The sequence below is a fragment of the Stutzerimonas sp. C6.4V genome (genome assembly GCF_058536345.1).
Window position 1 is genome coordinate 3,106,121 of the sequence record NZ_JBZUBM010000001.1, and the last position, 18,369, is coordinate 3,124,489.

Annotated in this window: 19 protein-coding genes; 3 read left to right on the forward strand and 16 right to left on the reverse strand. The window is 60.1% G+C overall.

The window, feature by feature from the left end:
* Positions 1-2: 2 nt before the first annotated feature.
* The 6 genes from ispH to murJ all read right to left on the reverse strand — a co-directional run bounded on the left by ispH (position 3) and on the right by murJ (position 7,515).
* Positions 3-947, reverse strand: a complete 945-nt coding sequence (ispH, locus tag AC4LFW_RS14620; RefSeq protein WP_491819819.1) for a 4-hydroxy-3-methylbut-2-enyl diphosphate reductase — start codon at positions 945-947, stop codon at positions 3-5.
* A 126-nt stretch (positions 948-1,073) separates the two neighbouring features.
* Positions 1,074-1,511, reverse strand: a complete 438-nt coding sequence (gene fkpB / locus AC4LFW_RS14625; RefSeq protein ID WP_491819820.1) for an FKBP-type peptidyl-prolyl cis-trans isomerase — start codon at positions 1,509-1,511, stop codon at positions 1,074-1,076.
* Positions 1,504-2,007, reverse strand: a complete 504-nt coding sequence (lspA, locus tag AC4LFW_RS14630; protein ID WP_491819821.1) for a signal peptidase II — start codon at positions 2,005-2,007, stop codon at positions 1,504-1,506. The genes fkpB and lspA overlap by 8 nt, the downstream gene beginning before the upstream one ends.
* A 93-nt stretch (positions 2,008-2,100) precedes the next feature.
* Entirely contained in the window at positions 2,101-4,932 is a 2,832-nt protein-coding gene (gene ileS, locus AC4LFW_RS14635) for an isoleucine--tRNA ligase (protein ID WP_491819822.1), read from the reverse strand.
* Between the two features lies 1 nt (position 4,933).
* Positions 4,934-5,884, reverse strand: coding sequence for a bifunctional riboflavin kinase/FAD synthetase (ribF, locus tag AC4LFW_RS14640; protein ID WP_491819823.1), 951 nt, complete (start codon positions 5,882-5,884; stop codon positions 4,934-4,936).
* 83 nt (positions 5,885-5,967) lie between these two features.
* The gene (gene murJ, locus AC4LFW_RS14645) at positions 5,968-7,515 is read right to left on the reverse strand and encodes a murein biosynthesis integral membrane protein MurJ (protein WP_491819824.1); all 1,548 of its coding nucleotides are present in this window, start codon (positions 7,513-7,515) and stop codon (positions 5,968-5,970) included.
* 216 nt (positions 7,516-7,731) lie between these two features.
* Here murJ and rpsT point away from each other — a divergent pair, with 216 nt between their 5' ends.
* A complete protein-coding gene (gene rpsT, locus AC4LFW_RS14650; protein ID WP_491819825.1) occupies positions 7,732-8,013 on the forward strand; it encodes a 30S ribosomal protein S20 in 282 nt (93 codons plus the stop codon).
* 95 nt (positions 8,014-8,108) lie between these two features.
* Here the strand turns inward: rpsT and AC4LFW_RS14655 are convergent, their stop codons facing one another.
* The 5 genes from AC4LFW_RS14655 to rplU all read right to left on the reverse strand — a co-directional run bounded on the left by AC4LFW_RS14655 (position 8,109) and on the right by rplU (position 11,788).
* Positions 8,109-8,567 carry a CreA family protein gene (locus AC4LFW_RS14655; protein ID WP_491819827.1) on the reverse strand — a complete coding sequence of 153 codons (459 nt, stop codon included), beginning with the start codon at positions 8,565-8,567 and terminating at the stop codon, positions 8,109-8,111.
* Positions 8,568-8,576: 9 nt separating this feature from the next.
* Positions 8,577-9,695, reverse strand: a complete 1,119-nt coding sequence (gene proB / locus AC4LFW_RS14660) for a glutamate 5-kinase (protein ID WP_491819829.1) — start codon at positions 9,693-9,695, stop codon at positions 8,577-8,579.
* Positions 9,696-9,802: 107 nt separating this feature from the next.
* A complete protein-coding gene (gene cgtA, locus AC4LFW_RS14665) occupies positions 9,803-11,020 on the reverse strand; it encodes an Obg family GTPase CgtA (RefSeq protein ID WP_491819830.1) in 1,218 nt (405 codons plus the stop codon).
* 163 nt (positions 11,021-11,183) lie between these two features.
* Positions 11,184-11,441 (reverse strand): 50S ribosomal protein L27, encoded by a 258-nt coding sequence (gene rpmA, locus AC4LFW_RS14670; protein ID WP_256074547.1) that lies wholly within the window; start codon positions 11,439-11,441, stop codon positions 11,184-11,186.
* 35 nt (positions 11,442-11,476) lie between these two features.
* Positions 11,477-11,788, reverse strand: a complete 312-nt coding sequence (rplU, locus tag AC4LFW_RS14675) for a 50S ribosomal protein L21 (protein ID WP_491819831.1) — start codon at positions 11,786-11,788, stop codon at positions 11,477-11,479.
* Positions 11,789-12,034: 246 nt separating this feature from the next.
* On the opposite strand from rplU, the gene AC4LFW_RS14680 reads away from it, so the two are divergent.
* Together AC4LFW_RS14680 and AC4LFW_RS14685 are read left to right on the forward strand one after the other, a co-directional pair.
* Positions 12,035-13,003 carry a polyprenyl synthetase family protein gene (locus AC4LFW_RS14680; RefSeq protein ID WP_491819832.1) on the forward strand — a complete coding sequence of 323 codons (969 nt, stop codon included), beginning with the start codon at positions 12,035-12,037 and terminating at the stop codon, positions 13,001-13,003.
* Positions 13,004-13,166: 163 nt separating this feature from the next.
* The gene (locus tag AC4LFW_RS14685) at positions 13,167-13,394 is read left to right on the forward strand and encodes a PA4570 family protein (protein ID WP_491819833.1); all 228 of its coding nucleotides are present in this window, start codon (positions 13,167-13,169) and stop codon (positions 13,392-13,394) included.
* A 6-nt stretch (positions 13,395-13,400) separates the two neighbouring features.
* On the opposite strand, the gene bamJ is transcribed toward AC4LFW_RS14685, so the two are convergent.
* The 5 genes from bamJ to AC4LFW_RS14710 form a co-directional block, all read right to left on the reverse strand.
* Positions 13,401-14,018: a BamJ family beta-barrel-assembly machinery protein gene (gene bamJ, locus AC4LFW_RS14690; RefSeq protein ID WP_491819834.1), complete on the reverse strand. Its 618-nt coding sequence runs from the start codon at positions 14,016-14,018 to the stop codon at positions 13,401-13,403.
* 106 nt (positions 14,019-14,124) lie between these two features.
* Positions 14,125-14,430 (reverse strand): DUF6482 family protein, encoded by a 306-nt coding sequence (locus AC4LFW_RS14695; RefSeq protein WP_491819835.1) that lies wholly within the window; start codon positions 14,428-14,430, stop codon positions 14,125-14,127.
* Between the two features lie 110 nt (positions 14,431-14,540).
* The gene (locus tag AC4LFW_RS14700) at positions 14,541-15,029 is read right to left on the reverse strand and encodes a TIGR00645 family protein (protein WP_491819836.1); all 489 of its coding nucleotides are present in this window, start codon (positions 15,027-15,029) and stop codon (positions 14,541-14,543) included.
* A 156-nt stretch (positions 15,030-15,185) separates the two neighbouring features.
* Entirely contained in the window at positions 15,186-15,521 is a 336-nt protein-coding gene (locus AC4LFW_RS14705; RefSeq protein ID WP_491819837.1) for a PA4575 family protein, read from the reverse strand.
* Between the two features lie 174 nt (positions 15,522-15,695).
* On the reverse strand, positions 15,696-18,143 hold the full coding sequence (locus tag AC4LFW_RS14710) for a Lon protease family protein (protein WP_491819838.1): 2,448 nt from the start codon (positions 18,141-18,143) through the stop codon (positions 15,696-15,698).
* Between the last annotated feature and the right edge of the window lie 226 nt (positions 18,144-18,369).

Below are 18,369 nucleotides of genomic sequence, written 5' to 3' on the forward strand. Positions count from 1 at the left end.
TCTCACACCGCCTTCAACCGCAACTCCTTCGGCATCGAGAACGTCACGTTCTCGGGCCGGCCGTCCAACTCATCCAACCCTGTCGCACCCCATAACCTGAGTTGATCGATCACGCCGCGCACCAGCACCTCAGGCGCTGATGCGCCGGCGGTGATGCCGATTCGCTCGACGTTCGCAAACCACTCCTGCTTGAGATCTTCTGCCCCGTCGATCAGATAGGCCGGCGTGTCCATGCGCTCGGCCAGTTCACGAAGACGGTTGGAATTGGAGCTATTGGGGCTGCCGACCACCAGGACCACATCGCTTTCGGCGGCCAGCTGCTTGACCGCGTCCTGGCGGTTCTGCGTGGCGTAACAGATATCGTCCTTGCGCGGGCCGCCGATGCTGGGAAAGCGTGTGCGCAGCGCGTCGATGACACGGCTGGTGTCATCCATCGACAGGGTCGTCTGGGTGACGAACGCCAAAGCATCCGGGTTGCGAACCTGGAGCTCGGCCACGTCGTTTTCATCTTCGACCAGGTAGATCGAGCCACCATTGGCGGTGTCGTACTGCCCCATGGTGCCTTCGACCTCGGGATGGCCGGCGTGCCCGATGAGAATGCACTCGCGCCCTTCCCGGCTGTACTTGGCCACCTCCAGATGAACCTTGGTAACCAAGGGGCAGGTCGCGTCGAATACCTTGAGGCCACGCCTTTCCCCTTCCATCCGCACGGCCTGGGATACGCCATGGGCGCTGAAGATGACGATGAAACCATCAGGGACCTGATCAAGTTCATCGACAAAGATGGCGCCCCGCTCACGCAGGTCTTCCACCACGAACTTGTTGTGCACCACTTCGTGGCGTACATAGATCGGCGGCCCAAATACCTCCAGCGCACGATTGACGATCTCGATGGCGCGGTCGACACCGGCACAGAAGCCACGAGGGTTGGCGAGTTTGATTTGCATGGTCAATATCTCGATGCGCGCGGCACGCGGGATGGATGGCAGATTTTTGATGCCTAGGGTGGATGGCGCTCTTTCACCCGCCCTAGCGGCCCGCAGTGGATCGATGAAGCATGATCCACCCTACGATCAGAGGGCTTTGACGTCGAAGATTTCCACGTCGAAGGTCAACGCCTTGCCGGCCAGCGGGTGATTGAAGTCCACCGTCACCTGACGGTCATCATAGTCTTTGACGATCCCTGGCAGTTCCGTCTTGGCCGCATCGTTGAAGATGACCAGCAGCCCTTCGGACAGCTCCATGCCTTCGAACTGGTTCCGAGGCATAACTTGCACGTTCTGTTGGTTGTGCTGGCCAAACCCCTGCTCGGGCGCGATCTGAAAGGTGCGCTTGTCGCCCGCCTTGAGTCCGAACAACTGCTGTTCGAAACCCGGCAGCAGGCTTCCGTCGCCCACCTTGAAAGTGGCGGGCTGCTTGTCAAACGTACTGTCGACCTGGTCGCCATTCTCCAGACTGAGGGAGAAATGCAAGGTCACCTGTGTATCTGACCCGATACGCTGTTCACTCATTTATCGTTTCTCCCGCTTTACTGCTACGGAACATATCCAGCGCCAACATGACGGCGCCGATGGTGATGGCGCTGTCGGCGATATTGAACGCCGGAAAACGCCAGCGATGTTGCCAGTGGACCAAGATGAAATCGACGACATGGCCCAGCACAACGCGGTCATACAGATTGCCAAGCGCGCCACCCAGCACCAGCGCCAGCGCAACAGCCAGCCAGGTTTCGTGAGGCTTCAGGCGCTTCATCCAGACCAGCAGCACAACGCTGACGCCGATCGCGATCAGGGCGAACAACCAGCGTTGCCAACCGGAGTGATCAGCGAGAAAGCTGAAGGCTGCGCCGGTGTTATAGGCCAGCGTCCAGGCGAAGTAATCGGGGATGACCTCGACCGTCTGGTACAGGCTGAAATTGGCCTCGAAGTAATGCTTGGTCGCCTGGTCAAGCGCGATCACCAAGACACTTAGCCATAACCACGCGAGCTTGCCGAGACGGGCGCTCATGGCACCACCCCGACGCGCCGGCTCGTGCGCTGGCGCAGGGAAGAAGAGAGGCACGCAGCCAGCAATACCGCCCCCGCATGCGCGATCTTGCCGTTACGCATAATGGCGAACCTCGCCAGCGCCTTCGATGTTTTCGACGCAACGACCGCAGATTTCAGGGTGAGCCGCGTGAGTACCGACATCAGGCAGATGGTGCCAGCAGCGACCACATTTGGCATGGCCAGTCTTGCTGATCTGCAGCTTCAGGCCCGGTAGTTCGCTTTGCACGGCTTCGGCAGGTGCGTCGGCGAGAGGCGCCACGTTCACTGCAGAGGTGATGAGGACGAAGCGCAGTTCACCGCCCAGTTTCGCCAGGTCGGAAACTAGTGCGTCTTCGGCATACAAGGTGACCTCAGCCTGCAAGTTGCCACCGATGGTCTTGGCCGCGCGCTGGGTCTCCAGCTCCTTGTTTACCGCGGCCTTCACCGCCATGACCTTTTCCCAGAATTCGCGCCCCAGCTCGACATCGCTTGGCAGTTCGGCAAGGCCGGCGTACCAGGTGTTGAGCATCACCGACTCGTTGCGCTCGCCCGGCAGGTACTGCCAGATTTCATCAGCAGTGAAGGACAGGATCGGCGCGATCCAGCGCACCAGCGCTTCGGCGATGTGGTAAAGCGCGGTCTGGCAGGAGCGACGCGGCAGGCTGTCGGCACCAGTGGTGTACTGGCGGTCCTTGATGATGTCGAGGTAGAAGCCACCCAGCTCCTGCACGCAGAAGTTGTGCACTTTCTGGTAGACGTTCCAGAACTTGTAGGTGCCGTAGGCCTCTTCGATCTCGCGCTGCAGCAACAGGGCGCGGTCGATGGCCCAGCGGTCTAGCGCGATCAGCTGATCGGCCGGGACCTGATGCTGCGCCGGATCGAAACCGTCGAGGTTCGAAAGCAGGAAGCGCGCCGTATTGCGGATACGGCGATAGGAGTCCGCACTGCGCTGCAGGATGACTTTGGAGACCGCCATCTCACCGGAGTAGTCCGTCGATGCAACCCATAGGCGCAGGATGTCGGCACCCAGGGTGTCGGTAACCTCCTGAGGCGCGACCACGTTACCCAGCGACTTGGACATCTTGCGGCCGTTCTCGTCGACCACGAAACCGTGCGTCAGCAACCCTTTGTAGGGTGCGCGGCCGTCGATAGCCGAGCCGGTTAGCAGCGATGAGTGGAACCATCCACGGTGCTGGTCGGAGCCTTCCAGATACAGATCCGCGCGCGGGCCGTTGTCGTGACCCATCGGGTGCGAACCACGCATCACGTGCCAATGCGTGGTACCGGAGTCGAACCAGACGTCCAGGGTGTCGCTGATCTTCTCGTACTGCGCCCCTTCGTCACCCAACAGCTCAGCCGCATCCAGCCTTGACCATGCCTCGATGCCGCCCTGCTCGACGCGCTGCGCCACGGCTTCCATCAGTTCGACGGTGCGCGGATGCAGCTCGCCGCTTTCCTTGTGCAGGAAGAACGGGATCGGTACGCCCCAGGTGCGCTGACGCGAGATGCACCAGTCCGGGCGTCCGGCGATCATGCCGTGCAGGCGTGCCTGGCCCCAGGCGGGCACGAACTGGGTCTGCTCGATGGCGTCCAGCGCCCGGCGGCGCAGCGAGCTGCCGTCGTGGGCGACCTTGTCCATGCCGACGAACCACTGCGCGGTGGCACGGTAGATCAGCGGCGTCTTGTGCCGCCAGCAGTGCATGTAGCTGTGCTGGATGCTCTCGTGCTTGAGCAGCGCGCCGACTTCTTCCAGCTTGGCGACGATGTTGGGGTTGGCCTTCCAGATGAACTGGCCGCCGAAGAACGGCAAATCCGGGACGTACACGCCGTTGCTCTGCACCGGCCCGAGGATGTCGTCGTTCTCCATGCCGTAGTGCTTGCAGGAGCGGAAGTCGTCTTCGCCGTAGGCAGGCGCGGAATGGACGATGCCGGTGCCAGCGCCGGTTTCTACGTAGTCGGCCAGGTAGACCGGCGCGAAACGCTCGTAGAAGGGATGGCGGAAACGGATGAGTTCCAGCGCACGGCCTTCGCAACGGGCAACGATTTCACCGGTCAGCCCATAACGCTGCAGGCAGGACTCGACCAGTTCCTCCGCCAACACCAAGAGGCGATCGCCAGTATCGACCAGCGTATAGACGAAGTCAGGATGTACGTTGAGCGCCTGGTTGGCCGGGATGGTCCAGGGCGTGGTGGTCCAGATCACGATGCTTGCCGGCTTATTCAGCGCAGCAATACCAAACGCAGCCGCTAGCTTGTCCGCGTCCTCGACCTGGAAGGCGACGTCGATGGCGTCGGATTTCTTGTCCTGATATTCGACCTCTGCCTCGGCCAATGCCGAACCGCAATCGAAGCACCAGTTGACCGGCTTCAGGCCTTTGAAAACGAAGCCGCCTTCGACCATTTTCGCCAGAGCGCGGATCTCTCCAGCCTCGTTGGCGAAATCCATGGTGCGGTAGGGGTTGTCCCATTCGCCGAGTACGCCCAGGCGGATGAAATCTGCCTTCTGCCCTTCGATCTGCTCGGCCGCATAGGCACGGCAGCGCTCGCGGGTCAGGTCGGCCGGTTGGTTCTTGCCATAGGTGATCTCCACCTTGTGCTCGATCGGCAAGCCATGGCAATCCCAGCCCGGCACGTAGGGCGCGTCGAAACCGGCCAGGGTCTTGGAGCGGACGATGAAGTCCTTGATGACCTTGTTGACCGCATGGCCGATGTGAATGCTGCCATTCGCATACGGCGGGCCGTCGTGCAGGACGAATTTCGGGCGACCTTCGCCTATCTGCCGCAGCTTCCCGTAGAGGTCAATGCTGTTCCAGCGCTGCAGGGTCTCCGGCTCGCGCTGTGGCAGACCGGCCTTCATCGGAAATGCCGTGGACGGCAGATTGAGGGTCGCTTTGTAATCGGTCATTTCAGTCCTGACTCGTGGTAAAAGGTGATGCTCGCCAGTATTCGCGAGCCTCGGCGATATCCGCTTCGATCGCCGTCTTGAGTGCCTCCAGCGAGGCAAAACGCTGCTCGTCACGCAGCTTCTGGTGAAAGGTTACCCGCAGCAGGCGACCATAGAGGTCGCCCTTGTAATCCAGCAGATGCACTTCCAGATGAGGATTGCCGTCGCTTTCCACCGAAGGACGCATGCCAATGTTGGCCACTGCTGGCTGCGCCTTGCCATCCACATCAGTGCTGACCATAAACACGCCATTCAAAGGCGTGCTCTTGCGCTTGAGCTGGATGTTGGCGGTCGGCGCACCCAGTTGGCGCCCTAGCGCCTGCCCATGCATGACTCGCCCGGTGATGCTGAACGGTCTACCCAGCAGCTTCTCGGCCAGTGCCAGGTCTCCATCAGCCAGTACCTGTCGCAGCCTTGTACTGCTGACGCGCTCGCCGCCAACCTCGATGGTCGTCGCGGCCTCGACCGAGAATCCTTCCGCGGCGCCTGCGTTGAGCAAAAAGTCGAAGTCACCAGCTCGGTCACAACCAAAGCGGAAGTCGTCCCCCACTTCAAGATGGCGAACCCCAAGCCCTTCGACCAGCGTCGCATGAACGAACTCGGCAGCACTCAGTTCACGCAAGCGGCGATTGAAGGCCAGGCAAAGCACGAGGTCGACGCCCTGCTCGTCCAGCAGCCGGAGCTTTTCACGCAGACGGGTCAGCCTGGCAGGCGCCTTGTCTGGCGCAAAATACTCACGCGGCTGCGGCTCGAATATCACCACGCAGCTTGGCAAATCGAGTTCAGCCGCACGCTCGCGCAGTCGCGCCAGGATTGCCTGGTGCCCTCGATGAACTCCGTCGAAATTGCCGATGGTGGCAACGCACCCCCGATGCCGGGGCCGCAGGTTGTGAAGACCTCGAACCAGCTGCATACCGCACTTCTTGATTGAAAAGTCATCGATTATACGCACGAGGGGACGGGCACGGACAGGCTTGGCTCGACCGCCCGGGACGATCAGTGACGCAAATGCCGCGGCCTTAACCCAAGCACGACCAAACCGGCGAGAAACGCGCCCAGCCCAGCCCCAACCAACAATGAAAGCTGCACGGCACGCTGCTGCCAACCCCAGCCGAACCACTCGACCGAAGGAGGGTTCAACCACCACACCGCGGCCACCATAGCTGCGCAGCCACCCAGCAATCGCAGCATGAAGACAGGCCAACCCGGCGCCAGCTGAAATATCCCGGCCTTGTATAAACCCCAGAACAGCAACCCAGCGTTGAGCATCGACGACATCGATGTCGCCAACGCCAATCCGACATGCTTGAGCGGCCAGATGAATGCCAGGTTCAGGCCCATGTTGGCAATCATGCAGATGATTGCCACCCTTACCGGCGTTTTCATGTCCTGCCGCGCAAAGAAACCAGGCGCCAGCACCTTGATCAACATGAACGCCAGCACGCCAAGCGAGTAGGCCTCGAGGGCGTTGGCAGACTGGACGACCGCTTCTTCACTCATCGCGCCATAGAAAAACAGGCTGGCTATCAGCGGCTCAGCGAGAACCCCCAGCGCCAAAGCGGCAGGAACACCGACCAGAAGCACCATGCGCAGCGCCCAGTTAAGCGTATTGGAAAAGGCCTTGGGGTCCTGTCCGGCATGCTGGCGCGACAGGCTTGGCAGGATGACCGTGCCAATGGCGATACCGAATGCCCCCAGGGGCAGCTCCGACAGGCGGTCGGCATAGTAGAGCCAGGAAACGCTGCCAGTTTGCAGAAATGAGGCCAGAACGGTGTCGAGCAACAGATTGATCTGGCTCACCGACACCCCGAACAGCGCCGGCACCATCAACAGCATGATGCGCCGCACGCCCTCATCTCCAAACCTCACTCGAGGCCGGGGCAACAATCCCAGCCTGGCCACGTAAGGGAGCTGAAACGCCAGCTGGGCGAACCCCGCAATGAACACGCCCCAGGCCAGCGCCATGATCGGCTGATCGAAATAGGGCGTGAGGAATACGGCGGAGGTGATCATGCAGACGTTGAGCAGGACCGGGGTGAATCCAGGCACCGCGAAATGGCCGTAGCTATTGAGCACACCGGAGGTAAATGCGGTCAGGGAGATGAGCAACAAATAGGGAAACGTGATGCGCAGCAGCTCGCCCGCCAGTTGCATTTTTGCCGGATCGTCATGGAAACCGGGCGCGAAGAGCATGACCACGTACGGCGATGCCAGCACACCGACCGCCGTGATGCCCGTCAGGATCAAGCCAAGCATGCCAGCCGTGCGATCCACCAGCAGCTTGACCTCAGCAAGACTGCGCTGGGTCCGGAATTCGGAAAGAACCGGGACAAAGGCCTGGGCAAAGGCACCCTCGGCGAACAATCGACGCAGGAAGTTGGGGATCTTGAAGGCAATGAAGAAGGCGTCAGCTGCCGCACCGGACCCGAAGTAGCTCGCCACCACCATATCGCGTACCATTCCCAGCACGCGGGAGAGCAGCGTCATCACGCTGACTACCGCACTGGAACGCAACAAGCCGCCTTTACCGGATGTCTCGGTCATTTGTTTTCCTAGAAGTTGCCGCGAAATGTCCGTTCAGGTGCCAGCCACCGGAACCGATGGGCAACTACGACAGATAAAGAGGCCGCGAGTTTAGCGACACCCTTTCTGTCCGGCCAGCATCATCAATCTTCAAGCAGGCTTGACAAGCCCGCGCGGCATCGGCATGATTCGCGGCCTTATTTGCTTTGTAATCCCACGTTTTCGAGGAGTTCGACGGTGGCCAACAGCCCTTCCGCCAAAAAACGCGCAATTCAGGCTGAGAAGCGTCGCAGCCACAACGCCAGCTTGCGCTCCATGGTTCGTACCTACATCAAGAATGTGGTCAAAGCCATCGACGCAAAAGATCTGGATAAAGCTCGTACTGCTTACACTGCAGCCGTGCCTGTCATCGACCGCATGGCCGACAAAGGCATCATTCACAAGAACAAAGCCGCTCGTCACAAGAGCCGCCTGAACGGCCACATCAAGGCCCTCGGCGCTGCCGCTGCCGCTGCCTGAGCTGTACGTTCTTGAAGAAACCGGCCTCGGCCGGTTTTTTTATGTCTTCGATACGCCACCGAAACAACAGGGCCGGCGAAGAAAGGCGCTCAACCTTACGGCTGAGCCCAAGGCAGTATAGGAATCGCGGTCACGGCGTTCTGCGGGCTCCCTTCAATGACCCTGTCGCTGTAGACCAGGTAAACCAGCGAGTTTCGTGGCTCGTCGAAGAACCGCACAACCTGCATGCTTTTGAACACCAGCGAAGTTCGCTCTTTGAACACGACTTCGCCATCCTTGAGGTTGTCGCTCATCCGGATGGGACCCACCTGACGACAGGCGATGGACGCCTCGGCACGATCTTCCGCCAGGCCGAGCCCACCCTTGATGCCTCCGGTCTTGGCGCGCGACAGATAACAGGTCACACCCTCCACCTTCGGATCATCGAACGCCTCGACAACGATCTTGTGATTCGGCCCAAGCCACTTGAAAACCGTATCGACCTCGCCGACTTCGCGAGCCATACCAGTCACCGGCACTATCAGTAACACCATCAGAGCTTTTGCCAGCCGCATCGAGCTACCTCAGATCAGGATCATGTTGTCGCGATGAATCAACTCTGGCTCATCGACATAACCAAGTAACTTTTCGATTTCATCCGACGGCCGCCCGAGGATCCGCTGCGTTTCGGCGACACTGTAATTGGCCAGCCCGCGCGCCACCTCCCGACCGTCCAGCCCTACGCATATAACCATCTCGCCGCGCCGGAACCCACCCTGTGCAGCCTTCACGCCCACCGGCAGCAGGCTGCGGTTACCTTGCTGCAGGGCGTGCACAGCGCCATCATCCAGAACAACCGTACCTCGTGTCTGCAGATGCCCAGCCAGCCACTGCTTGCGGGCTGCATGCCGACTGCGCTCAGGCGCAAGCAGGGTACCAAGGGGCTCGCCCGCCTTCAGCCGCGCTAGGACTTGCTCGATCCGGCCACCAATGATGACGGTATGAGCCCCGGAGCGCGCCGCCAGCCGCGCTGCGCGCAGCTTCGTCTGCATGCCTCCGCGACCGAGCGCACCGCCCGTGCCGCCGGCAACGGCATCCAGGGAAGGATCATCGGCGCGCGCCTCACTGATCAGGCTGGCACCAGGATTGGTTCGCGGGTCGGCATCGAACATGCCGTCTCGATCCGTAAGGATGACCAGGAGGTCCGCCTCGACCAGGTTAGCCACAAGCGCTGCGAGCGTATCGTTATCGCCAAAACGAATCTCGTCGGTCACCACCGTATCGTTTTCGTTGATGACCGGCACCACGCCGAGCTCGATCAGAGTGCGAAGGGTGCTGCGTGCGTTCAGGTAGCGTTTGCGATCAGAAAGATCGTCATGGGTAAGAAGAACCTGCGCAGTTTGCTGCGCACACCGCGCAAAGCTTGATTCCCAGGCACGGATCAGTCCCATCTGCCCCACCGCTGCAGCTGCCTGCAACTCATGCACAGCCTTGGGTCGGGCCGTCCATCCAAGCCGACTCATGCCAGCCGCGACCGCACCAGAGGAGACCAGCACCAACTCGACACCCGCCGCGCGCAGCGCCACCATCTGATCAACCCAGACAGCCATGGCCGCCTGATCGAGACCTCGACCATCAGCCGTGAGCAATGCACTACCGATCTTCACCACCCAGCGCCGCGCGCCGCTCACCTTGTCCCGCATCGATCCTGCCTTCTAATCGGTATCCGGCCAAACCACTTGGCGGGAGGCAAACGAGCCTACCCGCACCCACTCGCTACAGCCTTTCGCAACGAGGCAATGGAACGCACTCAACGCACGTAGAAAATCTCGGCACCACCTTCGTCATCATCGTCGTCATCGAAATCGTCATCTTCGGGCTCGTCGGCCGCCTTGACACCCGCGCGACGCAACGCTCGCTGATCGTCCAGCTCCTGCAAGCGGGCACGCGCCTCGTCCTCGATCTGCTGGTCCAGTTCAGCAAGCGCCTCGGCATAAGCTGGCTCCTCGGCGATACGCACCGCACGCTCATCGAGATAGCGCATGATCGCCTGGCTGAGCTCTTCGGTGCCTTCCCGCTCCAGCGCGGAGATCACGAACACAGGGCCGGTCCACTGGAGGCGATCCACCACCTGGCGGACCCGCTCTTCCCGATCCTCTTCGAGCAACTGGTCTGCCTTGTTCAAGACCAGCCAGCGATCACGCTGCGCCAGCGCCGGGCTGAATTTCTCCAACTCGTTGAGGATAACTTCAGCTGCATCGGCCGGATCACTCTCATCCAGCGGCGCCATGTCCACGAGATGCAACAACAACCGGGTGCGCGCCAGATGCTTGAGGAAGCGGATACCCAACCCAGCCCCTTCGGAGGCACCTTCGATTAGCCCAGGAATATCGGCAATCACAAAGCTCTTGTAGCGACCAACACTCACCACGCCAAGGTTCGGCACCAGCGTGGTGAAGGGGTAATCGGCAACCTTCGGCTTGGCCGCCGAGACGGAGCGAATAAAGGTACTCTTGCCCGCATTGGGCAACCCCAGCAGCCCCACATCAGCCAGCACCTTGAGCTCGAGCTTGAGATCGCGCGCATCGCCCGGCTTGCCCGGCGTGGTCTGGCGCGGCGCACGGTTGGTACTGGACTTGAATCGCGTGTTACCCAGACCATGCCAGCCACCCTGCGCGACCAGCAACCGCTGCCCCGCCTTGGTCAGGTCGCCGATCACATCCTGGGTTGCCGCATCGATCACGGTGGTGCCAACCGGCACAGGAAGGACCAGATCATCACCCTTGGCACCGGTACATTCCGTGCTGCCACCTTTCTGACCATTGGGCGCATTGAAGCGACGGGTATAGCGGTAGTCGACGAGGGTGTTGAGGTTTTCGTCAGCCTCCAGATACACGGAGCCGCCATCGCCGCCATCGCCGCCATTCGGGCCGCCCTTCTCGATGAACTTCTCACGACGAAAGCTCATCATGCCATTACCGCCGTCGCCGGCTTTTACAAAAATCGATACTTCATCGACGAATTTCATGGGAACGCCTCCCGCCGCACGGACGGGCTAGAAAACAGGAACATAAGGGTCTTGCAAAACCCAACGATAGTTAGAGCGCAGCAGCGTTTTGCAAGAGCCCTACAGAGGATACAGAAACAAAAAAGCCCCGTCGCATGACAGGGCTTTTCCAGCAACGCCGCGATTAGGCCGCGACGACGCTCACGTAGCGACGACCAAACTGGCCCTTCACTTCGAACTTGATCACGCCTTCCACCTTGGCGAACAAGGTGTGATCCTTGCCCATACCAACGCCGTAACCGGCATGGAACTGGGTACCGCGCTGACGCACGATGATGTTGCCGGCCTTGATGGCCTGGCCGCCGTACATCTTCACGCCAAGGCGTTTGGCTTCTGAGTCGCGACCGTTGCGGGTAGAACCGCCAGCTTTTTTGTGTGCCATGAGTTCAATACTCCTATAAGGGGATTCAGGCCCGATTAGCCCTGAATACCGGTGATTTTGACCTCAGTGAACCACTGACGGTGGCCCTGACGCTTCATATGGTGCTTACGACGGCGGAATTTGATGATGGTGACCTTGTCATGACGACCTTGGCCGATCACTTCAGCAGTGACCTTGGCACCATCGACCACCGGAGCGCCGATCTTTACATCGTCGCCGTTGCCAATCAGCAGAACGCGGTCAAAAGTGACAGCTTCGCCAGTGGCAACTTCGAGTTTTTCAATCTTGAGGTATTCGCCTTCGGCGACCTTGTATTGCTTGCCGCCGGTAACGATAACTGCGTACATCTGTGTATCTCCGTTGATCCTGCTCACCCAGCGCTTAAGTGAAATAGTTGGAGGCTGGCATGGCTGCTCGGGGCCGAAGGGACGCCCTTGCAATTGCGTAAGGCAGGGAAATGCCCAGGGGGAAGTTCAGGGTCCGCGATTGTACGCATGCACCAACCTCCGCGCAATAGCCGCCGGGCCTCGCCTTGACAGTGCGGGACCTGCCCCATAGCATGCCGCGCAATCTCCGAGGAGTACTCGTCCCCGATGCAACCCCAGGCCTTTTACAGAGTAGTGGCTGATGATTTCGCCGCCGTTGACGGCATTATCCGCAGCCAACTGACTTCGCGCGTACCGCTGGTGGAAAAGATCGGGGACTACATCACCTCGGCTGGCGGCAAGCGCCTGCGCCCCCTGCTGGTCCTGCTCAGCGGCAATGCGCTGGGACTCAAGGGCGAGCAGTTGCGCCTGCTGGCTGCGATCATTGAGTTCCTGCATACCTCCACCCTTTTGCATGATGATGTGGTCGACATGTCCGGCATGCGCCGCGGGCGATCTACGGCCAACGCACTCTGGGGCAATGCACCGAGCGTGCTGGTGGGCGACTTTCTTTATGCCCGCTCCTTCGAAATGATGGTCGACCTCGGCTCGATGGATGTCATGCGCATCATTTCCCAGGCCACTCGCGTGATTGCCGAAGGCGAAGTGCTGCAGCTGTCCAAGGTCCGTGACGCAAGCACTACCGAAGACATCTACATGGAAGTCATACGCGGCAAGACGGCGATGCTCTTCGAAGCCTCCACACATAGCGCTGCAACCCTGGCCGGCGCCAGTGCAGATCAATGCGAGGCGCTACGCACCTTTGGCGACCACCTCGGGATCGCCTTCCAGTTGGTGGACGACCTGCTCGATTATCAGGGCGACGCCGAAACCCTTGGCAAGAATGTCGGCGATGACTTGGCCGAAGGCAAACCAACCCTTCCATTGATCTATACGATGCGCGAAGGCACGCCTGAGCAGGCGGCCCTGGTGCGTAAAGCCATTCAGAAAGGCGGCATCGAAGATCTCGAAAGTATCCGCAGCGCGGTCGAGGCGTCCGGCGCGCTGGATTACACGGCCCGCATGGCGCGCGACTATGCCGACCGTGCCATCGCCTGCCTCGAACTCATCCCCTCCAACAGCTATCGCGACGCCCTGATCGAACTCAGCCGCTTCGCCGTCGCTCGCACGCACTGATCTGCCGATGAAGGTGCCACAAGGCACCCTTCGTCCGCTGCCAGCTTTCCCCTCCCGCTCCGCCCTCCCTGCCTGATCACCGCCGATCGATGCTCGACCTCTTTGCGCTTGCATGTTTGCAAATAACAATTATTCTCATTAAGCCAATCAACTGGAGGCGAACATGACTTATCTGATCGATGCCTGGCTGGACCGCCCACACCCCTACCTGCGGATACTCGACCGCAATACCGGTGCGGTCTGTATTACGTTGGAGGGAGACGCCCTGGACGAACTTCGGGACCAGGGCGATTTGGACATTCACGAACTGAGCACCAGCGAACCCTGTGTACTCAAGGAACAGGTGCGCAACCTGTTCCTGTTTTCCTACGCCAGGGCATTGCGCCCTTGAGACGGTTCAGAGGACGGCAAGCAACTCGACGTCGAAAACCAGCACGCTGTGTGGCGGGATGCTGCCGACACCCTGCGCGCCATATGCCAGCTCGCTAGGTACATAAAGCCGCCATTTGCTGCCTACGGCCATCAGCTGCAGTGCTTCGGTCCAGCCGGCGATGACCCCGCCAACCGGAAACTCGGCTGGTTGACCGCGCTGGTAGGAGCTGTCGAAAACGGTGCCGTCAATCAGCGTACCGTGGTAGTGGGTACGTACGTGGTCGTCCTGCGAAGGCTTGGCGCCATCGCCCGCTGTGAGCACTTCGTACTGCAGTCCGGAGGCCAGGCTGACCACTCCGTCACGCTTGGCGTTGTCCATCAGAAACGCCCTGCCCTCGCCGGCAGCCGCTTCGGCTTTCTGCTGTGCCTCGGCCTGCATGCGCTCACGGATGACTGCGAAGCTCGCGTTCAGATCCGCGGGGCTGACCTGGCTTTGCACGCCTGAAAACGCATCCCGGATACCGGCGATGACCGCGTCCAGACTGATACCCGGCGGCGGATTTTCACGCAGTTGGTCGCCCAGCTGGCGACCAATACCGTAGCTGACACGTGTTTCGTCGGTTGTAAGGTTCAGATCGGTCATGCCTGGCTCCGCGACAAAAAAAGGGCGCACAGCCTAGCACAGCAATCAGCGACGCGAGCTTTCGCCACAACCGCCAGCGGAGCCAAGCCTGACATTGAACCCTATATCACCAGGCCGAGCGAATGCTGATGGGCACGCGCAACGGATCACGCACGCCATTGGCCAAGCCGCACATCTCGTCGTAAGCCGAACTGTGAACCAGAAAGAAAGGAACTTCCGGCAGCTCGCTGAGAATGTCTCGAGCATGCTCGACGGAGCGCAGATGGATGACACTGCCGTGCTCATCACGAAGCACATAGGACTTGCCGTTGGCCTGAATGCTCAACAGATAAAAGCCACCTTCCAGCGATACCAGATCAAGTGCCAGGACACGCGACGCACGCGCCTCTTCAAGCAGGTTCAGCAGGGTCATACGCTTTCTCCTGTACAAACGAGCGCATTTTGTACAGAACCTGCAAAGGAAAGCAAAGCTACGATGAGCCGACGCGAAGACAGTATTGCCTAGCGTGGCCCGGCGCCGGATCAGTGCTTGGTGAGCTTGTCCAGATAGCCCATGGCAAAGGCCGACAGGACAAAGGTCAGATGGATGATCACGTACCACATCAGCTGCTCGCTTTCGAGCTGCTGTGCATCCATGAACATGCGCAACAGATGGATAGACGAAATAGCCACGATGGAAGCGGCGACCTTCATCTTTAGCGAACCGGAATCCATTTTGCCGAGCCAGTCGAGCTTTTCCTTGCCTTCCTCGACGTCTAGTTGCGAGACGAAGTTTTCATAGCCAGACAGCATCACCATCACCAGCAAGCCGCCCACCAATGCCATGTCGATCAACGAAAGGAGCTTGAGGATCAGATCGCCCTCACTCAGCGTGAGAACAGCCGGAAGAATGTGCCAGATTTCCTGGAAAAATTTGATCGCCAGCGCAAGCAAGGCAAACGCGAGGCCGAAATAGATGGGAGCCAGCAGCCAACGGGCCGCGTACATGGTGTTTTCGACGAAGCGTTCCATGTGTTCCTACTGTGATGCAGATACCGACCTGCGAGTATACGCAGCGCCACAGCCGGTTCAATAAGGCGCTGTAGCAGCGTATTTCCATCAAGACAGAACTGCCTTGGCGGTACGAGACGCTGGACGCAGGGTAGAAACCCAACGTTCATGGGCTGATCAGGGCTTGGAGCTCCAGCCGCTGAGAAATTGCGCCTGATTGGTGTTGACCTTGCGTAGCTCGGCCTGCATGTGCAACTGCCAGATCGATGGCGACTCGGATGCGGCGTAACCCTGACCGCGCAGGTTGGCCGCGATCGAATTCAGCACCGACTCTGCCTCGCGAGGGCCATGAAACGGGCCCTGTGCCTTGATGGCAGTAGGCTGCCCGGAATCGATTCCAGCTGCGCACAACAGCGTCCATAACCCGTTGCCGCCCGCCAGAGGGCGGATCATGCATTCGATACGTGTAACCAATCCCAGGCACTGGCGATTGAGACAGAGCGTGTGAGACATGACGGCGATCCTCGCGCTTGGTTGCCGTCAACTGAACGTGGCGGCGTGCCAACCGGCTTATCCCCAGGAATCTGCGGATAACCATGTGAATAGAGAGCGGGAACCCTCTATTCATTGCAGACCCGCCGCAGCCCGTATCGTTCCGTTCAATCAGAGATCAGTGCAACCAGACACCTAGGTCGCGCCGTTACCTTTGACAGCCGACGCATCCGCAATCCCCTCGGCTGGCGCGTCGTTCTTGCCTTCGTCCTCGAGTTCGATCTCGGCGATATCACGCAAACGCTCTACCACCCGTGCGTTGACGCTGCCTTTAGGAAAGTTTCCATCCGGGTCAGCCCCACCAACGGGCTCTCCAACCAGCAGCGACAAGGCCTCGTCCACATGCCGCACCGCGTAGACATGAAACTTCTCCTGGCGCACTGCCTCCAGCACGCGCTCGTCAAGCATCAGGGTAGTGACATTGGCGAAGGGAATGATCGCGCCCTGCTCACCGGTCAGTCCGCGCGCCTCGCAGAGCCGGAAGAACCCTTCGATCTTTTCATTCACGCCACCAACAGCCTGCACTTCACCAAACTGATTGATGGATCCGGTAATGGCGAAGCACTGTTTGAGAGGCGTACGCGATATCGCCGAGATCAGCGCGCAGCATTCGCCCAGAGAGGCGCTGTCACCATCGACATACCCATAGGATTGTTCCAGCGCGATGCTGGCGGAAATCTCCAACGGGAACTCCTGCGCATAGCGGCTTCCCAGAAAGCCGGTCAGGATCATCACACCCTTGGAGTGTATCGGCTGGCCGAGATTGACCTCGCGCTCGATATCCACGATTCCCGAGCCGCCGGGATAAACCGTCGCGGATATACGGGCAGGCATGCCGAACGCCGAATCTCCTACCTCCAGCACCGTCAGACCATTGCATTTGCCGATGGCTGCGCCTTCGCTGTCGATCAGGATGACACCGGCGAGAATGTCCTCAAGGATCCGTGCCGAGACGCGCCCAGTCCGGGTGGCTTTGGCTTTCAAGGCACGTTCTATATGCCCTACGTCGGTGACCTCGTCCTTGGCCAGCTGGCGGATGAAATCGGCCTCACTGACCAGCTGGAAGAGATCACCGATACGCGCTGACAGACGCCCCTGGTGCTCGGCCAGCCGTGCGCTGTAGGTCGCCAGGCGGGCCACGGCCGCGGCAGTCAACGGCGCCATGCCCTCTTCGGAGGTGCGCGTCTTCATCAGCTGCGCGAACTGCTCAAGGCTGTCTTCGGCAAGGGGGATCTCCTCGTCGAAGTCCACCAGTACGCGAAACATCTCCTGGAAGTCCGGATCAAGATCCTGCAGCGTGTAGTAAAGCTGCCGTGAGCCAATGATCACCACCTTGACGTTCAAAGGGATCACCGCTGGATTCAAGGTCACGGTGGCCAGGCGACCGAGTTCGGCCAGTGGTGATTCCATCCTCAGCTTGCGCGACTGCAAGGCACGCTTGAGCGCCTCCCAGACAAAGGGCTCGCTGAGCATCTTTTCCGCCTCAAGCATCAGGAAGCCGCCATTGGCCCGGTGCAGTGCACCCGGACGCAGCTGCCGATAGCTGGTATAGAGTGCGCCCTGATCGGTGCTGTATTCGATGCGGCCAAACAGGTTGTCGTAGGTCGGATGCGGTTCGAAGACCACCGGCGCACCACCATCGAGCGGATGACCAACGACCAGACTGGGGCTGTATTGCTCCTCGAGCAGCTGTCGGGTCTGCGCATCGGGGCGGTTTTCATCGACGAGCTGTTCCACCACCGTCTTCAGCAGATTGACCTGTACGGCTTGCAGATAGGCTTCGATACCCGCGTTTTCCGCATATTTCTCGGAGAGCGGAGCCAGTAAAGGCTGCAGCGCCTGGCTGATGGTTTCGTCATGCAGCTGGCGCAACTGGTTACTCGACTCGCGCTTCCACTGCGGCAGGCTAGCCAGCCCTTCGTTCAGGTGCACTTCAAGCGCCGAGATATCTTCGTGGTAGCGCTCACGCTCCTCTTCCGGCAACTGGGCGAACTCCGCCTCGTCCATCGACTTGCCGTCTTTCATCGGCGTGAAGGCAATGTTGCTGCTGTCGCGGTACAGCGCGATTTCCTTCTCCAGCGCGAGCTTTTCGATGACATCCAACGCCTTGTCGTAGCGCTGATTGAAGGCGCGGTCGATAGCGCTCTTCTTCTGCTGGAAGCTGGGGTGCTCGAACACCGCAGGAAAGGTCGCCATCAGATTGTCGATCAACTGTCCGATATCAGCGATGAACTCACTGGCGCCACCCTGAGGCAGCTCCACTACGCGTGGCTCGCGCGGCTCGTCGAAGTTGTTTACGTACAGCCAGTCGGATGGGGTGTCCAGTCGCTTGCCTTCGGCCTTCAGGTAGCGGCGCACGAAAGAGAAGCGGCCAGTACCGTTCTCGCCCATTACATACACGTTGTAACCGGGGCGAGGCATCGCGACACCGAATTGCAGCGCCTCGACCGCCCGTTCCTGACCGAGCACACCGAGAAAAGGCTCCAGTTCGTCGGTGGTCTTGAAAGCGAACTGGCTGGGATCGAAGGGGCGGGTCAGCGCATCGGGCGCCAGGCGCAGGCCGGCAGCGACAGTTTCGGGCATTGGAGATCCTTGCTGGAGTGGCCTGATGACCACGATTGATGCCGCCATTCTGGCGATGCGTCCGGCTACCTGCAAGGCTCCGTAAAGCTCGCATGTCGCCGACGGCACAGCGTACGCGCAGTGATAGATGGTCTCGGCGTCGCATGGACCCCGCCTTACACCGATGCGACATCCTGCCCATGCCACGGCAGGCAACCGCCTTGACTCAAATCAACGGGGCTTCATC

Excerpts from the sequence above, each read along its gene's own strand:
- ispH (WP_491819819.1), bottom strand. The coding sequence starts at position 947 with ATGCAAATCAAACTCGCCAACCCTCGTGGCTTCTGTGCCGGTGTCGAC.
- fkpB (WP_491819820.1), bottom strand. The coding sequence starts at position 1,511 with ATGAGTGAACAGCGTATCGGGTCAGATACACAGGTGACCTTGCATTTC.
- lspA (WP_491819821.1), bottom strand. The coding sequence starts at position 2,007 with ATGAGCGCCCGTCTCGGCAAGCTCGCGTGGTTATGGCTAAGTGTCTTG.
- ileS (WP_491819822.1), bottom strand. The coding sequence starts at position 4,932 with ATGACCGATTACAAAGCGACCCTCAATCTGCCGTCCACGGCATTTCCG.
- ribF (WP_491819823.1), bottom strand. The coding sequence starts at position 5,884 with ATGCAGCTGGTTCGAGGTCTTCACAACCTGCGGCCCCGGCATCGGGGG.
- murJ (WP_491819824.1), bottom strand. The coding sequence starts at position 7,515 with ATGACCGAGACATCCGGTAAAGGCGGCTTGTTGCGTTCCAGTGCGGTA.
- AC4LFW_RS14655 (WP_491819827.1), bottom strand. The coding sequence starts at position 8,567 with ATGCGGCTGGCAAAAGCTCTGATGGTGTTACTGATAGTGCCGGTGACT.
- proB (WP_491819829.1), bottom strand. The coding sequence starts at position 9,695 with ATGCGGGACAAGGTGAGCGGCGCGCGGCGCTGGGTGGTGAAGATCGGT.
- cgtA (WP_491819830.1), bottom strand. The coding sequence starts at position 11,020 with ATGAAATTCGTCGATGAAGTATCGATTTTTGTAAAAGCCGGCGACGGC.
- rpmA (WP_256074547.1), bottom strand. The coding sequence starts at position 11,441 with ATGGCACACAAAAAAGCTGGCGGTTCTACCCGCAACGGTCGCGACTCA.
- rplU (WP_491819831.1), bottom strand. The coding sequence starts at position 11,788 with ATGTACGCAGTTATCGTTACCGGCGGCAAGCAATACAAGGTCGCCGAA.
- AC4LFW_RS14680 (WP_491819832.1), top strand. The coding sequence starts at position 12,035 with ATGCAACCCCAGGCCTTTTACAGAGTAGTGGCTGATGATTTCGCCGCC.
- AC4LFW_RS14685 (WP_491819833.1), top strand. The coding sequence starts at position 13,167 with ATGACTTATCTGATCGATGCCTGGCTGGACCGCCCACACCCCTACCTG.
- bamJ (WP_491819834.1), bottom strand. The coding sequence starts at position 14,018 with ATGACCGATCTGAACCTTACAACCGACGAAACACGTGTCAGCTACGGT.
- AC4LFW_RS14695 (WP_491819835.1), bottom strand. The coding sequence starts at position 14,430 with ATGACCCTGCTGAACCTGCTTGAAGAGGCGCGTGCGTCGCGTGTCCTG.
- AC4LFW_RS14700 (WP_491819836.1), bottom strand. The coding sequence starts at position 15,029 with ATGGAACGCTTCGTCGAAAACACCATGTACGCGGCCCGTTGGCTGCTG.
- AC4LFW_RS14705 (WP_491819837.1), bottom strand. The coding sequence starts at position 15,521 with ATGTCTCACACGCTCTGTCTCAATCGCCAGTGCCTGGGATTGGTTACA.
- AC4LFW_RS14710 (WP_491819838.1), bottom strand. The coding sequence starts at position 18,143 with ATGCCCGAAACTGTCGCTGCCGGCCTGCGCCTGGCGCCCGATGCGCTG.